This is a genomic window from Sphingobium sp. ba1 (assembly GCF_000743655.1).
Lineage (GTDB): Bacteria > Pseudomonadota > Alphaproteobacteria > Sphingomonadales > Sphingomonadaceae > Sphingobium.
On record NZ_JPPQ01000069.1, the window covers coordinates 1,616,566 to 1,629,346 of the forward strand.

Here is a 12,781-nt window from a genome sequence, read left to right on the forward strand (position 1 = left end):
CTCGCGCTGACCGGCATCGCGTTCTCGGTATCGGCAGCGGTCGGGTTCATCTGCCTGGCGGGTGTCGCCGTGCTGAACGGCCTGGTCGTGATGACCGCGATACGTGAGCGGATCGAAAATGGCGCGCCGTTCGCCGAGGCGATCCGCAATGGGATGGCCGACAAGATGCGCGCGGTCGTGATGACCGGCTTCGTGCCGGCGATCGGGTTCGTGCCGATGGCGCTTGCGCACGGCACCGGTGCGGAGGTGCAGAAGCCCTTGGCGACTACCGTGATCGGCGGCCTGATCGCGGCCATTATCCTCACGCTGCTCGTTCTTCCTGCCATCGCGCGCGTGGTGCTCGGTTGGGGCGAGCGGGCGGGAAAGCGTCGCGATCCTGAGCGGCATGATCCCGAACCTCACGGCGGCGAGGCGACGCACCCGGCTCCTAAGCCGGTGCCAGCATGACAGAGGAGCCAGCATGAACCAGCAAGCCAGACTGCTCCGCATCTACACCGACGAAGCCGCCTATGTCGGGGACCGCAAGGTGTATGAGGTTGTCGCCTCCCGCGCACGGGACGCCGGGCTTGCCGGAGTGACGGTGCTGGAGGCGCTGATCGGATTTGGCCGATCAGCGCACGTCCACCGTCGCCATGTGCTCGAAAGCGATCGCGCCGTGGTCGTCGAGATTGTGGACGAAGACCGTAAGCTACGATCGTGCGCAACCCAACTCGCCGACATTCCGGATATCGGACTGATCACTCTGGAGGCGGTCGAGATCATCATCCCAATGTCCAGCGCGGGAAGCGAAGGCGAGGCGAACCAATGACGATGCAAGCCGACCTTTCCCCTTCGGAAGCGCCCCCGGCATCGTTGCGCCGCTTCGTCATGTTGGTCGCGGTGACCTCGCTCGCCATGATTCCCGCGATCGTGCTGAGGATCGAGGGATGGCGTCCAAACCCTCTGCTCGACGCCTTGCTTTTCGGCGCTGCCATTCTGGCAGCCGGCTTCTACCTGTCTTGGGGAGCGGAAGCGGCGGAATCGCGCATCTCCGCGGGCCTGATCGTCGCCATCGTGGCGCTGATCACCGTGCTCCCGGAATATGCGGTGGACTTCTACTACGCCTACTCGGCCGGGGCTAATCCGGGCTCCAATTACGTCCACTATGCGGCGGCCAACATGACCGGCGCGAACCGGCTGCTCGTCGGCATCGCATGGCCGCTTTTGGTGCTGCTCCATTGGCGCAAGACGGGCGAACGCGCGATTTCGCTCTTCCCCGCCAATCGCGTCGAGATCCTTTTCTTGCTCGTGCCAAGCCTCTACGCGTTCAGCGTTCTCCTCAAGGATGCGATCAGCATCGTCGATACGGTCCTGCTCGTTGCTCTGTTCGGCCTTTATATGTGGCGCGCGAGCGACAAGGGCGTAGGCGCGGGCAGCGACGACGACGATGATGACGAGCCCGGCCCTGCGGCTGCGCTTGGGCTACTATCCCCGACGCGCCAGTGGCTTGTTATGGGCGGGTTGACCTTGGTGGCAGCCGCGGTGATCCTCGCATCGGCCGAGCCGTTCGCGGAAGCTATGGTCGATTCCGGCCGGCAGCTCGGGTTCGACGAGTTCCTGCTGATCCAGTGGCTCGCGCCGCTCGCCAGCGAAGCGCCCGCGGTCACGGTTGCTGTTCTCTTTGTGCTGGCGAGACGGTCGGAACAGGGGCTGGCGACGATGATTTCCGACAAAATCAATCAGTGGACCTTGCTGGTGGGCATGTTGCCGCTCGCCGTCAGCTTGGGCGCGGGCCGGCTTTCTAGTCTGCCGCTCGACGCGCGCCAACACGAGGAGTTCTTCTTAACCGCGGCTCAGTCGCTGTTCGGCATTGCCCTCCTCCTTCGCCTCAGGCTGACCTTGACGGGCGCGGCGGCGCTGGCCGGGCTTTTCATCGTTCAGGTTGTGCTCGCTGTAGCTTGGCAGGGTGATGAGGCGCGAACCGTCGCCAGCTTGACCGCACTCGGCTGGATTTACATCGTGCTCGCTGGTGGGCTGTTTGCTATAAACGCCAAATATCTCGCAGGACTTGTCGGCGCTATTCGACCTCGCAAGGACCGGGGCGAAATCGCATGACGTGCCGGCTAAGCCTTCGATACCTTGCTCGCGCAGCAAACCGGGAACCTTGCCGAAGGAGGCGCTGTATGAAGCGCGGGGCCACCGGCATCCCCGTTGCCCGGACGGTCGAACTGTGGGCAGGATGAACGAGCGGCACCCTGTCGCCCAAAATCCTAACTACGTGCCCGCGCTCGGTCGCCCAGAGCTGACCGGGTTCTACGATCACGCCATAGCCTTGCTGACGCGCGAACGACGATGGCGAACCGCCTTGTTGGAGTTGGTCGTCCCAAGCCCAGGCGAAACGATCCTCGATGTGGGATGCGGGACGGGCAGCTTCGCGATTATGATGAAGCGGCAATGCCCGGCCGCGCGCGTGATCGGCGTAGACCCCGACCCGGTCGTGTTGGAGATCGCTCGCGCGAAGGCCATCAAGGCGGGCATCGCGATCGGCTGGACCGAGGCAATGGGCGACGAGCTGGCGAGGACCGGCATTGGGCCGGTTGATAAGGCCGTGTCGAGCTTGGTGTTTCATCAATGCCCGCTACCGATGAAGCGGGCGATCCTTGCCGCCATGCACGGGACTCTGCGGCCAGGCGGCGCGCTCCTGATCGCCGACTATGGCGAGCAACGCAGCCGGACCATGCGCTTCCTGTTTCGGCAGATTCAGCGGCTCGACGGGTTCGAAAACACTCAGCCGAACGCCGATGGTGTCCTACCCAAGCTGTTCGCCGCGGCGGGATTTGAGCGTGTTGTCGAGCGCCAGTCGATACCAACCCCGACCGGTTCCATTTCGATCTACGCTTCGGCTCCTAACGGCGGAAACTATGGCATATGTTTGCATGTGAACATGCTCACTTGTGGGCAATTAGCGGCTCAAGGTCTTTTCGATCAGCCAAAGGTGGAAAATATGGGCCGCGACAAACATGCTTCCCATGAATATCAAAATTGGTATCGCCATCCATTCCTGGCCTGGCCTCGGCGTTAGAGTCACCGCTGCAATATTGAACAACGCCAGCACGCCTATCGCGAGGCAGGGGGTGAAGCTAAGAGCGACAACGCGGGGCGCGGACCAGTTCACTGAACGGGAAAGCGGCTCCGATCGGGAAAGCCACCATTGCATCGGCAATGTCTTTTCCTGCCGGAAGCGGGCATTTGCCCGGATGGACAGCCCGATCATCATCAATACGAAAATGGCGGACACGATCAGTACGGCCATAAGCGTCTCCCAATGTCAATGTTTGCATGTGAACATGCTCACTTGCCTACAGGGCTTTCCCCCATCTTGCGAAGCCAGTCGTTGAACGCCTCGGCCATCGCATCCTGTAGGCTCATGCCATGCTTGCGAGCGGTCATGTGCATGGCGAAGGACATTTCCGGGCTGAAATAGCCGGTCATGGCCTTCTTGCCCTGCCGGCTCGGCGCAACCGGGCTGTTGCTCGATCCGCTGCCGGGGCTTGCGCCTGTGCTGCGGGCTTGTCGCGCGGCCACCCTCTCCTCCGGCTCGGCCGTCGCCGGCGATGGCGCTGCATCGCGATCCCGCAATGCCAATAATGATCCTTTCCGGCTGCTCATGCGCTGGCCCTCCGCTTCTTCGATGCTTGCATGTTTACATGTTGGCATGCCCACTTGTAAAGCTGGCGTACCTCGTCGGCCGCCTTGCCGTTCGGCTCGATCTCCATCGCCGTCTTGCCTTCGGCCGCCGCATGGCGGAAAGCGGCGCGATCGGCGATATGGTGGGGGCAGGCGTCCAGCCCATAATCCTGCACGAGCTGCGCGGCCTCGTCATACATGCGCGGCGCGGTCGGGCTTCCCGCCGTGAAGATCACGAACGCGGGCTTGCCGCGCATCTTCACAAGGCTGGCGGTCGTCTTGATCGCGGCCAGGTCGAACGCGCTGGGGCGGCAAGGGATCAGCACCAGGTCGGCCGCTTCGACGGCGGCGCTCGCCGCGCTGTCGGCATGGGGCGGGGTGTCGATCACGATGAACGCCGCGCCCTGGCCCGTCGCCTGCTCGATCTTGGCGGAAAGGCGAGGGGGTGCGCTGTCAATCACGACCGGGGGCGCATCCTGTCGCCATGCTGCCCACTGGCTCGCCGTCGCCTGTGGGTCGAGGTCGATCACAAGGGCGGTATGCCCGGAATCCTCGGCGGCTGCGGCCAGATGCAGGGCGAGGGTGGTCTTGCCCGCGCCGCCCTTCTGGCTGATGATCGCGATTGTTGGCATGTGAATATCCTTACATGACCGCATGTTTGCATGTGGTCATACTGGCTCGGTTCGGCTGCGTCAACGAAACCCCGAATTGCGGGGAGGAGAGGGCGGTCTAGCTATCCTCGCCGCCCTCATCCTCGCTGTCATCGTCCAGCGGTTCATGCTGCATCTGGCCGTGATCCTCGATCGGGCAAAGCGGCGCTCCGGCCTGCTCAAGCCATTTGCGCGCGGTCCTCACGGTATAGCCGCACGTCGCGCACTCGCATTTGAGCATCCGGGCTTTCTGCTTCTTGGGCGCAGTCGACTCTCCGTCCGTGTCGAGACGGGCATGGGGGAGGGGGCCGACGCTCTCCAAGATCGGCGCGATGGCCGCAAAGAACACCTCGCCGGGGATGGTGGCGCGCATCGGCCCGACTAGGCCCAGCCCAAGGGCGACCCGTTTAAACGCCGCCCCATGCCCTGCCGGGATGCCGACAGCGGCATGGACCAGCTCATGCGCGAGGATGGCCGCGATCTGCGCCGGCATCGCGTCGGGCGCGTGCGCGAGGTCGGGCCGGATGAAGATTTCAAAATGCCCGTCCGCGCTGAACCGATTATCCCAGCACTCGCCGATCGCCTTGCCCTTCGCGCCTCTGCTGGTGAAGCCGATCGCCACGCGCACGCGGTCCGGCAGGGGGGCGTCCAGCGCCTCGAACAGTGGAGCCATGCCCAGCGCCACGGCATTGAGCCAGCTTTCGCGGGTTTGGTGGGTCATCGTCCTTACTCCCTTCAAATCGCCTGTCTGGCGATGGCCATGCCATCGGCCGGAACACGGACGCCCAAGAACGCCGGCGAGAGAGGGGGGCAGCGGGATTCGATGGGGGTGGTGCGGCCGCAGCGCAGCGAGGCACGGCCCCATCTAATCCCGTTGCGGGGGAGAGACGGCCGGGACCGCCTTTCCCCCTTGAACGAACATCGACGCCGGCGCACGCCGGCACCATGAAGCGAGATCCGCTTGCGATCTCGCCCCCGCCATGTGGGTCGTCACCTTGGGCCAAGACCGCTTGCGGGCTTGGGGAGCGAAGCGAGTAGGGCCACGGTGCCGCGCCAGCGGCAGGCGCATGTCCCCTGCCTGGATTGAAATTGTTGCTCAAATGAGCTACATTGTCGGCTTGACCAAGGAGGTTCCAATGGCCGCTACCGCTTTCGTGCGCGCGCGCATCGACGAAACATTGAAGGATGAAGCCGCCGCCGTGCTGGCCGAGCTGGGGCTGACCGTCTCGGATGTGGTCCGCATGACCCTCACGCGGGTTGCCAAGGATCATGCGTTGCCGTTCGAGCTGAAGGTGCCGAACGCCGAGACGCGCGCCGCGATCGAGGCGTCCCGCGCGACGATGAAGGCCCACCGCGCCCGTTTCACCGATGCCCAGGAAATGTTCGATGCCCTCGACCAAGAAGCCCGCCAGCAGTAAGCGGGCTTCGTTCCCAAGAGAGGCGTCCTATGAAAAAAGGTTCGTCAAGGATTGGGAGCGGCTGTCGCGCAGCGGGCGCTACAACATGAAACAGCTCAAGGAGGCGATGCTGCTGCTCATCGCCAACGATGCGCCATTAGGCCCGGAATGGCTGGATCATCCGCTGAAAGGCGATTGGAGCGATCATCGCGAGTGCCATATCGGCGGCGATTTCCTCCTGATCTACACGATTGAGGGGAATCTGGTGAACTTCGTGCGCGCCGGCACTCATGCGGAACTGTTTGAATAGCCATGCGCGTAATCTTCATCCGTCACGGCGAAAGCACCGGCAACGCCGGCCTACCGTGCCACGATCTCGCTACGATCGAGCTGACGGAGCGCGGCCACGAACAGGCGAGGGCGGTCGCGGCGAGCTGGGCGCAACCGCCCGCGCTCATCGTCACGTCGCCCTATACCCGCACGCAGCAGACGGCCGCGCCGACGATCGCGCGCTTTCCTGGCGTGCCAGTGGAAGTGTGGCCGATCGAAGAGTTCACCTATCTGCAACCGGCGCGCTGGAACGGCACGCGCAGCGCGGAGCGGATGCCGCACCTTGAACGCTATTGGAGCGCAGCCGATCCTGAATATTGCGATGGGGAAGGGGCGGAGAGCTTCGCAACGCTGCTACGGCGCTGCCAGACGGCGCTAGACCGCCTCGCCGCAATGCCTGCGGGATCGCTAGCCTATGTGTTCGGACATGGGCAGTTCATTCAGGCCGCGCGCGCGATCGTCACCGATGCCCATCTGGACGAACGGGCCAAGATGCGCGCGTTCTGGCGCAAGGGCGAGCCGCCGGCGATCAGCAACGCGCAGCGGGTAGGGTTCCAGTGGCATGGCGAGCGCTGGGCATATTCGCCGACGCTGACTGCCTAACGGCGGACATCTATGGCCTGACTGCCGCACATAGTACGAGCAATTTACCCTTTCAGGCGAAGCCATAACCAGCGCCAAAAGCGTGCTTCCGCCATCATGAGCTTGATCAGCAGCGGCGGCATACCCTGTTTCTCAAACTCCTTCGGATCGGGCGCTGAACCGAAAACGATACGCAACACGGTGATCAGTGCCGCCCCTTCGGCAAGAACCAGAAATGTGATCCCGACACTGCGCAACCATCCCCACTGGGCAAGGATTGTCTTCGCAGAATCAGGAACGATCTTGCCAGCGATCCACAGTCCGCCACACGCCAGAGCCAGCGTGCGCAGTGCCAAAGCGCGGCGAGGCATAGCGCGATAACATAGTGCGTAGAGGAAGGGCACAAACAGACACCAATCGAAGAGCGTGGCGGCTTCTCCAAATCGTGGTTGTTCGCCCCAAGGGTGAGTTCCTCTGAAACCGAAAGCGATGCCCAGCAATACGGGAAGCACAAGATAGAACCAGTTCTGCCGGGCAGCGGTCGCTATTCGAAGCATCGTATCGGTCCCCCTCTGATGTGCAGTCCACATACAATTCCTTGTGGAATTAAGCCACCGGAAGAACGGCGATGAGCAGAAAGGACGTTGCCGGAATTCACATGGTGCGCTTCGGCTATCGCCTGATTCCCGTGCATCGCTCCGATCTGGGGCGGCTCATTATAGGCCATCTACGATCCGGCAAGGTTGGAACCTGAAAACATCGCCCATCCCGATTTCAATCAGGGCTTGGGCGAGCGCATCCTTCACGAAAATCTTGTTGTGGAGCACTTCCTCAAACCACAGATCGGGGCCGTCGAGTGCCGCAGGCGATAGCGCAATATCGCCATCTTCGGACCAGCTATTGACCTTCCAATGCTGGATGCCCGTCTTGCGATCGACGGCGAATTTTACGACATTACGGCTATGCTCAGGGAGGATGCTGTTTTTGCGTGCGCCGAAGTTCAGCGTAAGCGCTGTGCTCAGGCCACGGCGGTCCAAGGCATGAGTTCACCGACGGCGTTGGCCGGATGACCCGCTGCGAGCCTGGAGAGGGTCTCGGCGAGCCAGGCATGCGGGTTGATGCCTGAGATCTTGCAGTTCTCGATCAGCGTGGCGATGACCGCCCAGTTGTCGCCGCCTTCGTCAGAGCCTGCAAAGAGCGCGTTTTTGCGGTTGAGGGCCAGCGGACGGATTGATCGCTCGACGGTGTTGGAATCCAGCTCGACGCGGCCGTCATCGAGGAACAGCGACAGCCCGGACCAGCGGGTGAGCGCGTAGCGGATGGCATCGGCGAGCTTGCTCTTGGCGCTAGCCTGACGAAGTCGTGCCTCGAGGTAGATGTGCAGGTCATCCACGATGACGCGGGCCTGTTCGGCGCGCACGGTGCGGCGCTGCTCCGCCGAAGTGCCGCGAACCTCTTCCTCGATCGCGTAGAGCATTGCGATCCGGCGCAGCACCTCGGTCGCGACCGGCGAGCTGTCGGCCAGTTCGTAGAACTTGCGCCGCACGTGCGCCCAGCAGAAGGCCAGGCTCACTTGCTGTCGGCGCTTGGCCAGAGCAGCGTAGCCGCCAAAGCCATCGACCTGCAGGATGCCGACGAAGTCACCGAGATGGGCTTCGGCCCGCTCACCCTTGCGGTCAGCGGCATAGACGTAGGCCATCATCGGCGGATCTTCGCCTCCCCATGGTCGATCGTCGCGAACATAGGCCCAGAGCTGGCCCGTCTTGGTCCGACCACGGCCTGGATCGAGCACCGGTGCCGTGGTTTCATCGGCGAACAGCCGCCCGGATCGTCGCAATCGCTCGAGGATGTGATCGCGCAAGGGGCGCAGTTACCAGGCTGCCCGGCCGACCCAGTCCGCCAGGGTCGAGCGGTCGAGCTGGACACCTTGCCGCGCGTAGATCTGGGCCTGCCGGTATAACGGCAGATGATCGGCGTACTTGGCGACCAGCACCTGCGCGATCAGCGCCTCGGTGGGGATGCCGCCCTCGACGATCCGCGCCGGAGCCGGTGCCTGGACGATCGCGCCCTCGCATGACCGGCAGCCATAGCGCGGACGGCGCGTGACCAGGACGCGGAAGGTGGTGGGCACCACGTCAAGACGCTCAGCCACGTCTTCACCGATCTGGTGGAGCGCGCCGCCGCAGCAGGGGCAGGCCTTATCCTCGACATCGACGACCTGCTCGATCCGCTCGAGATGGGCCGGCAACGAGCCGCGGTTGACCTTGCGCGGGCGATCCGCCGATGCCCGGCTCGCATTGTCCACGGCGTGCTGGGCCTGGGCCAAGGCCATCTCGACCTCTTCCAGGGCAAGCTCGAACTGATCGGGGTCGAGTTGCTCGGAACGGCGGCCAAACCGGTGCCGCTGCAGGGCCTCGATGATCGCCTTCAGGCGTTCAACCTCGGCCTGGAAAACCTTCAGAACATCAAGCTCACGGGCCTGCTCGAGGACGAGCGCGCGGAGCGCTTCGACGTCGTTGGGGAGATCCGCTTCCATGAGCATGGAAGGAGTGAATCAGTAGGAGGAGCCATCGTCAACCGGCAATCTGCGGGGCGATCAGGCGGCGTCCGCCATGCACACGGCGCCAGTCCAGACCCTCGAGCAAGGCGCCCAACTGCGCCGCCGTCAGGCGCATCACGCCGTCCTGGATGGCCGGCCACTTGAACCCGCTGGATTCCAGCCTCTTGGCCATCAGACACAGCCCTGTGCCATCCCACCAGACGAGCTTGATCCGATCACTGCGCTTGGCCCGGAACACGTAGATTACGCCAGAATAAGGATCACCGCCGTACTCGACACCGACCAGCGCGGCCAACGCGTCGGGTCCCTTGCGGAAATCGACCGGGCGTGTGGCCACCATGACCTTGGCACCTGCGCCGGGTCCGATCATCGGGTAACCCGGAGCGCTTCGATCACCGCGGCAATCACCCCGGCATCGGCGCCGCGGCTGATCTTCACCGCAACGCCGTCGATCTCCAGTTCCACTGCGCTCGCCTTCGAGCGCCGTCGCTTCTTCGGCCGCTGGATCGCAGGCGTGAACTCCTCCGCGGCAACGGCATCGACGACGGCGGGAACAAAAGCCGGCACAGCCGCGCCCTGACTCTCCAACTGCTTGCGGAGCTGCCGGCGCCAGGTGAACAGCTGCGACGGGCTCATACCATGCCGCCGCGCAACCGAGCAGACCGTCTCCTGCCCGGAAAAGCTCTCGGCCAGGATCGAAGCCTTGACCTCTGGCGGCCAATCCCGCCGCCGCCCCACGCCAGTGAACACTTCGAAGCGGGTTACCCGGCTAGTGCCAGCATCATCACATGGCATCGTCATAGCACCAGCGCCCTCCATCCGATCAGGGCGCTGAGACTCGGCGCTGTGCTTCAGCCCCGCAAGGTGGGGGGGCGGCCTCGCTTACAGTTCAGCAGGAAGAACTCACCATCAACGGGCGTTGCCAGATCGGCCTTGTAGATCGTAAACGGAATCAACCCGCCTTCGCCTAGATCGAAACGTGGCAGGACTTCAGCCAATTTGCCTTTCACGGCAAAGAAAGAGCCTGCGAAGAATAGATCACGCCGCTTCGCAAATCGCTTTTCGTCAAACACCGCCTCGGCTTCGGGAAAGTCCGAGCGTTGTAGCGCATAGCCAGTGCGGTGGCGGCGAAAGGCGGCATAAACCTCCTCCGGCTCCGTGGGAATGTCGAACGAAGCGGGATTCCAATCGTGATTATAGAATTTGGTCCGCGTCCCCTGCTTCTCACCAAGTCCAGCAGGACTAAGAACGCTGCTCACCCAAACCGCGCTGCTCATGCCGACTTGTCCCCCGCATCTTGGCGAGTTGTCCGGCCTACGAGCCATGCCGCTCCGATCCCGGCGACGAACAACACCCCGGCGGCAAGAGGACCGCCCAAGGGCGCGACAAGCGCGCTGTCGATAGTCACATCAATATTGCCGACCATTCCCGACCGACTGCCGAAGCCATCTTTTATCATGAAATCGAGAAAGCCCGTCAGGATATGGATTGCAAAAATCCAGAAGAACCCCGCTGCACATGCTGCAAGGATCAGTCGCCGCACCTCTAGCGCGCTGGTCGATCGCCTTACTTGTTCGTCCGCCTTCATATCCCGCTCATTACCCAACAGGCGTTAACGTCTGCCTTTCATCCAAACAGGTGCCGACAATCACATGATTCCGCGCATGGCTGACCGGCGCGGTAGCGACCGCACCGCCGCCGCGCCCCGGCTGTCCGAAAAACCCCGCCGCATTGCAAGGATGCACGACAACCCCACTTTTAGGGTTTTCCGCCACCCCTAGATCAACACCCGCTCCACCTCGTCGAGCGTCACGTCATCGGGCCGCCGGTCGTAGAGCTGGGTGGTGCGCGTCGAGCTGTGGTTCGCCATCGTCGCGGCCGTCTCCAAGGTGCCGCCGTTTTTCAGATAGGTGGTGATGCCGGTCGCACGGAACGAATGGTTGCCGATCGCCGTCCCGATCTCGGCCGCGCCAGCGCGTCGGCGCACCATCGCGAAGGCATTGGCTTGGGGCAGGGGGGTATCGCTTAGTCGCTTAGTCCCGCGTGCGATCGTGCGGAACAGCGGCCCTTTGCGATCCTCGCGCAGCGCGCACCCGTCGATATAGGCGGTCAGATAATCCTCAAGGTTATGGTGGCACGGCATCTCATGCCGCTTGCCGCCCTTTTCGTGAAGGCGGACCCACAGGCGGCGGTTCTGCATGAACACGTCCTCGACGCGCATGGAAAGTGCCGCGCCGATCCGCGCGAAGCTGTAGACCATGAGCGCGATCAAGGCGCGGTCGCGAAGGCCCGCATGGGCGGACACGTCAATGCTGTCGAGCAAGCGCCGCGCCTCGTCAGGGGCCAGCACCGGGGTTTTGCCGCGCCTGACGCTATGCGCCGGCCCACGCACTGAACCAGCGGGGTTCACTGGCACGATATGGCCCGTCACCAGCCATCCGAAAAGATTGCGAATGGCCGCGAGCTGCTGCTTGACGCTGGGCGGGGCAACCTCGCGCCCCAGCGCCTCGACCCAGGCCGCGACATGGAGCGGCTGCACGCCGGCAAGCGATGTCACCCCGCGCGCCTCGACCCAAGCCAGGAAGTCAGCCGACGCCCGCATATAGGCGCGGCGCGTATGTGGGTTGCGGATGGTGACGGCGAAGAACTCAAGGAAGCGCAGCCGCGCCGCCTCGTCGGCCGACGCCACCAGCGCCGGCAGCGCCAGTGATGGCGAGGGAAGGGGGGCAAGCTCGCTCATCGCGCGATCTTCGCCCAACGCGCCGGCTCCGGTTGCGGCTTCGCTATGTCCCGGCGTAATTCGTCGAACACCTCGTCTAAGTCGTAGGTGCGGCCCGCCTTCTCATCCACAAGGCCGCTCTTTATCGACTCATCCAATATCCGGCGTAGCAGCTCGTCGCGCAAATCGCGGTGCGGCTCCATGTCGATGAAGTTTTTGACGATCGCGAACACCGCCTCGGACGGATCAACGAAATGACCCTGCTCGACCCGCGCCAGCAGCCAATCGGCCATGTCGCCGGGTAGATACGCCTCGAAGCGCAGGCCGCCCGCGCGCGCCTGCTCGCGTAGTGCCTTGGCCTGGTCGCGCTCGGCATAGTTGTCGGCGAAAGCCTCGTCGTCATCCTTGTGCATCACGGCCTCCTTGTGATGGATCTCCGGGACCGTTTAAACGGCCTCGTCAGGGTCGCCCCCGGACATGGGCGGCGGGGTCGATGATGGTAATGGCGTCTTGCGCCCCGTTGGTGACGGCATCGGCGATCCCGAACAGCTCGACACGGCCGCCGTCATTATAGATGCGGCCCGCGACGGTGCCGTGACAATGGCCCGCGCGCCGCGCTCGATCGTGAGGTTGCCCGCGATCGTGCCGTGCAGGATGAAGCGCACGCCCCGGCGCAACGTCGCGTCGCCGGTGATCATGCCATAAAGGGCGATGTCTTCCTCGATCGCGAAAGGTCCCTCGATCTTCTCATGCACCGCTTTCATCGCTTGGGCGACTTGAGCTTTTTAACCTTGGGCTTGATCCGGCGCGCCTCGGTGGACACGGCGGGATCGCAATTTTCCTCGACCCGTTCCTGAAACCGGGCTGCCAGCTCCCC

Annotated in this window: 18 protein-coding genes and 2 pseudogenes; 7 read left to right on the plus strand and 13 right to left on the minus strand. The window is 63.6% G+C overall.

The features are described from left to right. The 4 genes from IL54_RS10855 to IL54_RS10870 form a co-directional block, all read left to right on the plus strand. A partial coding sequence (locus IL54_RS10855; protein WP_156106293.1) for an efflux RND transporter permease subunit occupies positions 1-447 on the plus strand: 447 nt, incomplete at its 5' end. 13 nt (positions 448-460) lie between these two features. Beyond that, complete coding sequence (locus IL54_RS10860) at positions 461-808, plus strand: DUF190 domain-containing protein (RefSeq protein WP_037475570.1); 348 nt, start codon at positions 461-463, stop codon at positions 806-808. Then, on the plus strand, positions 805-2,094 hold the full coding sequence (locus IL54_RS10865) for a sodium:proton exchanger (protein WP_237748855.1): 1,290 nt from the start codon (positions 805-807) through the stop codon (positions 2,092-2,094). The genes IL54_RS10860 and IL54_RS10865 overlap by 4 nt, the downstream gene beginning before the upstream one ends. A gap of 124 nt (positions 2,095-2,218) precedes the next feature. Further along, positions 2,219-3,061, plus strand: a complete 843-nt coding sequence (locus IL54_RS10870) for a class I SAM-dependent methyltransferase (protein ID WP_081912872.1) — start codon at positions 2,219-2,221, stop codon at positions 3,059-3,061. Positions 3,062-3,330: 269 nt separating this feature from the next. Here IL54_RS10870 and IL54_RS10875 read toward each other — a convergent pair whose 3' ends face one another. The 3 genes from IL54_RS10875 to IL54_RS10885 all read right to left on the minus strand — a co-directional run bounded on the left by IL54_RS10875 (position 3,331) and on the right by IL54_RS10885 (position 5,037). Continuing rightward, positions 3,331-3,648, minus strand: coding sequence for a ribbon-helix-helix domain-containing protein (locus IL54_RS10875; protein WP_037475572.1), 318 nt, complete (start codon positions 3,646-3,648; stop codon positions 3,331-3,333). Next, on the minus strand, positions 3,645-4,298 hold the full coding sequence (gene parA, locus IL54_RS10880) for a ParA family partition ATPase (RefSeq protein ID WP_037475575.1): 654 nt from the start codon (positions 4,296-4,298) through the stop codon (positions 3,645-3,647). The genes IL54_RS10875 and parA overlap by 4 nt, the downstream gene beginning before the upstream one ends. Positions 4,299-4,395: 97 nt before the next feature. Continuing rightward, complete coding sequence (locus IL54_RS10885) at positions 4,396-5,037, minus strand: transcription elongation protein SprT (protein WP_037475578.1); 642 nt, start codon at positions 5,035-5,037, stop codon at positions 4,396-4,398. Positions 5,038-5,452: 415 nt separating this feature from the next. Between IL54_RS10885 and IL54_RS10890 the strand changes: the two genes are divergently transcribed. The 3 genes from IL54_RS10890 to IL54_RS10900 are packed head-to-tail and all read left to right on the plus strand — an operon-like array spanning position 5,453 to position 6,646. Beyond that, positions 5,453-5,734, plus strand: coding sequence for a type II toxin-antitoxin system RelB/DinJ family antitoxin (locus IL54_RS10890; protein ID WP_037478379.1), 282 nt, complete (start codon positions 5,453-5,455; stop codon positions 5,732-5,734). Continuing rightward, a complete protein-coding gene (locus tag IL54_RS10895; RefSeq protein WP_037475582.1) occupies positions 5,703-6,023 on the plus strand; it encodes a type II toxin-antitoxin system YafQ family toxin in 321 nt (106 codons plus the stop codon). The genes IL54_RS10890 and IL54_RS10895 overlap by 32 nt, the downstream gene beginning before the upstream one ends. Positions 6,024-6,025: 2 nt before the next feature. After that, positions 6,026-6,646, plus strand: a complete 621-nt coding sequence (locus IL54_RS10900) for a histidine phosphatase family protein (RefSeq protein WP_037475585.1) — start codon at positions 6,026-6,028, stop codon at positions 6,644-6,646. A 44-nt stretch (positions 6,647-6,690) separates the two neighbouring features. Here the strand turns inward: IL54_RS10900 and IL54_RS24135 are convergent, their stop codons facing one another. The 10 genes and pseudogenes from IL54_RS24135 to IL54_RS10950 form a co-directional block, all read right to left on the minus strand. After that, positions 6,691-7,182 carry a hypothetical protein gene (locus tag IL54_RS24135; RefSeq protein WP_156106189.1) on the minus strand — a complete coding sequence of 164 codons (492 nt, stop codon included), beginning with the start codon at positions 7,180-7,182 and terminating at the stop codon, positions 6,691-6,693. A gap of 159 nt (positions 7,183-7,341) precedes the next feature. Next, positions 7,342-7,662 (minus strand): hypothetical protein, encoded by a 321-nt coding sequence (locus IL54_RS10910; RefSeq protein WP_052027645.1) that lies wholly within the window; start codon positions 7,660-7,662, stop codon positions 7,342-7,344. Continuing rightward, positions 7,644-9,167: pseudogene (tnpC, locus tag IL54_RS10915) on the minus strand (IS66 family transposase). Before tnpC ends, IL54_RS10910 begins: the two are co-directional and overlap by 19 nt. 31 nt (positions 9,168-9,198) lie before the next feature. Further along, a complete protein-coding gene (gene tnpB, locus IL54_RS10920) occupies positions 9,199-9,555 on the minus strand; it encodes an IS66 family insertion sequence element accessory protein TnpB (protein WP_037475589.1) in 357 nt (118 codons plus the stop codon). Further along, the gene (tnpA, locus tag IL54_RS10925) at positions 9,552-9,986 is read right to left on the minus strand and encodes an IS66-like element accessory protein TnpA (protein WP_052027646.1); all 435 of its coding nucleotides are present in this window, start codon (positions 9,984-9,986) and stop codon (positions 9,552-9,554) included. Before tnpA ends, tnpB begins: the two co-directional genes overlap by 4 nt. Before the next feature lie 50 nt (positions 9,987-10,036). Continuing rightward, the gene (locus tag IL54_RS10930; RefSeq protein ID WP_052027647.1) at positions 10,037-10,462 is read right to left on the minus strand and encodes a hypothetical protein; all 426 of its coding nucleotides are present in this window, start codon (positions 10,460-10,462) and stop codon (positions 10,037-10,039) included. After that, positions 10,459-10,773, minus strand: coding sequence for a hypothetical protein (locus tag IL54_RS10935; RefSeq protein ID WP_037475592.1), 315 nt, complete (start codon positions 10,771-10,773; stop codon positions 10,459-10,461). Before IL54_RS10935 ends, IL54_RS10930 begins: the two co-directional genes overlap by 4 nt. A gap of 189 nt (positions 10,774-10,962) precedes the next feature. Then, positions 10,963-11,925: a tyrosine-type recombinase/integrase gene (locus tag IL54_RS10940; RefSeq protein ID WP_037475594.1), complete on the minus strand. Its 963-nt coding sequence runs from the start codon at positions 11,923-11,925 to the stop codon at positions 10,963-10,965. After that, on the minus strand, positions 11,922-12,317 hold the full coding sequence (locus IL54_RS10945) for a CopG family transcriptional regulator (protein ID WP_037475596.1): 396 nt from the start codon (positions 12,315-12,317) through the stop codon (positions 11,922-11,924). The genes IL54_RS10940 and IL54_RS10945 overlap by 4 nt, the downstream gene beginning before the upstream one ends. 46 nt (positions 12,318-12,363) lie before the next feature. Then, positions 12,364-12,668 (minus strand): annotated as a pseudogene (locus IL54_RS10950) (hypothetical protein). Positions 12,669-12,781: the final 113 nt, after the last annotated feature.

Excerpts from the sequence above, each read along its gene's own strand:
- IL54_RS10885 (WP_037475578.1), bottom strand. The coding sequence starts at position 5,037 with ATGACCCACCAAACCCGCGAAAGCTGGCTCAATGCCGTGGCGCTGGGC.
- IL54_RS10860 (WP_037475570.1), top strand. The coding sequence starts at position 461 with ATGAACCAGCAAGCCAGACTGCTCCGCATCTACACCGACGAAGCCGCC.
- IL54_RS10935 (WP_037475592.1), bottom strand. The coding sequence starts at position 10,773 with ATGAAGGCGGACGAACAAGTAAGGCGATCGACCAGCGCGCTAGAGGTG.
- IL54_RS10890 (WP_037478379.1), top strand. The coding sequence starts at position 5,453 with ATGGCCGCTACCGCTTTCGTGCGCGCGCGCATCGACGAAACATTGAAG.
- IL54_RS10900 (WP_037475585.1), top strand. The coding sequence starts at position 6,026 with ATGCGCGTAATCTTCATCCGTCACGGCGAAAGCACCGGCAACGCCGGC.
- IL54_RS10875 (WP_037475572.1), bottom strand. The coding sequence starts at position 3,648 with ATGAGCAGCCGGAAAGGATCATTATTGGCATTGCGGGATCGCGATGCA.
- parA (WP_037475575.1), bottom strand. The coding sequence starts at position 4,298 with ATGCCAACAATCGCGATCATCAGCCAGAAGGGCGGCGCGGGCAAGACC.
- IL54_RS10945 (WP_037475596.1), bottom strand. The coding sequence starts at position 12,317 with ATGCACAAGGATGACGACGAGGCTTTCGCCGACAACTATGCCGAGCGC.
- IL54_RS10940 (WP_037475594.1), bottom strand. The coding sequence starts at position 11,925 with ATGAGCGAGCTTGCCCCCCTTCCCTCGCCATCACTGGCGCTGCCGGCG.
- tnpB (WP_037475589.1), bottom strand. The coding sequence starts at position 9,555 with ATGATCGGACCCGGCGCAGGTGCCAAGGTCATGGTGGCCACACGCCCG.
- IL54_RS10870 (WP_081912872.1), top strand. The coding sequence starts at position 2,219 with ATGAACGAGCGGCACCCTGTCGCCCAAAATCCTAACTACGTGCCCGCG.
- IL54_RS10895 (WP_037475582.1), top strand. The coding sequence starts at position 5,703 with ATGCCCTCGACCAAGAAGCCCGCCAGCAGTAAGCGGGCTTCGTTCCCA.
- IL54_RS10865 (WP_237748855.1), top strand. The coding sequence starts at position 805 with ATGACGATGCAAGCCGACCTTTCCCCTTCGGAAGCGCCCCCGGCATCG.
- tnpA (WP_052027646.1), bottom strand. The coding sequence starts at position 9,986 with ATGACGATGCCATGTGATGATGCTGGCACTAGCCGGGTAACCCGCTTC.
- IL54_RS10930 (WP_052027647.1), bottom strand. The coding sequence starts at position 10,462 with ATGAGCAGCGCGGTTTGGGTGAGCAGCGTTCTTAGTCCTGCTGGACTT.
- IL54_RS24135 (WP_156106189.1), bottom strand. The coding sequence starts at position 7,182 with ATGCTTCGAATAGCGACCGCTGCCCGGCAGAACTGGTTCTATCTTGTG.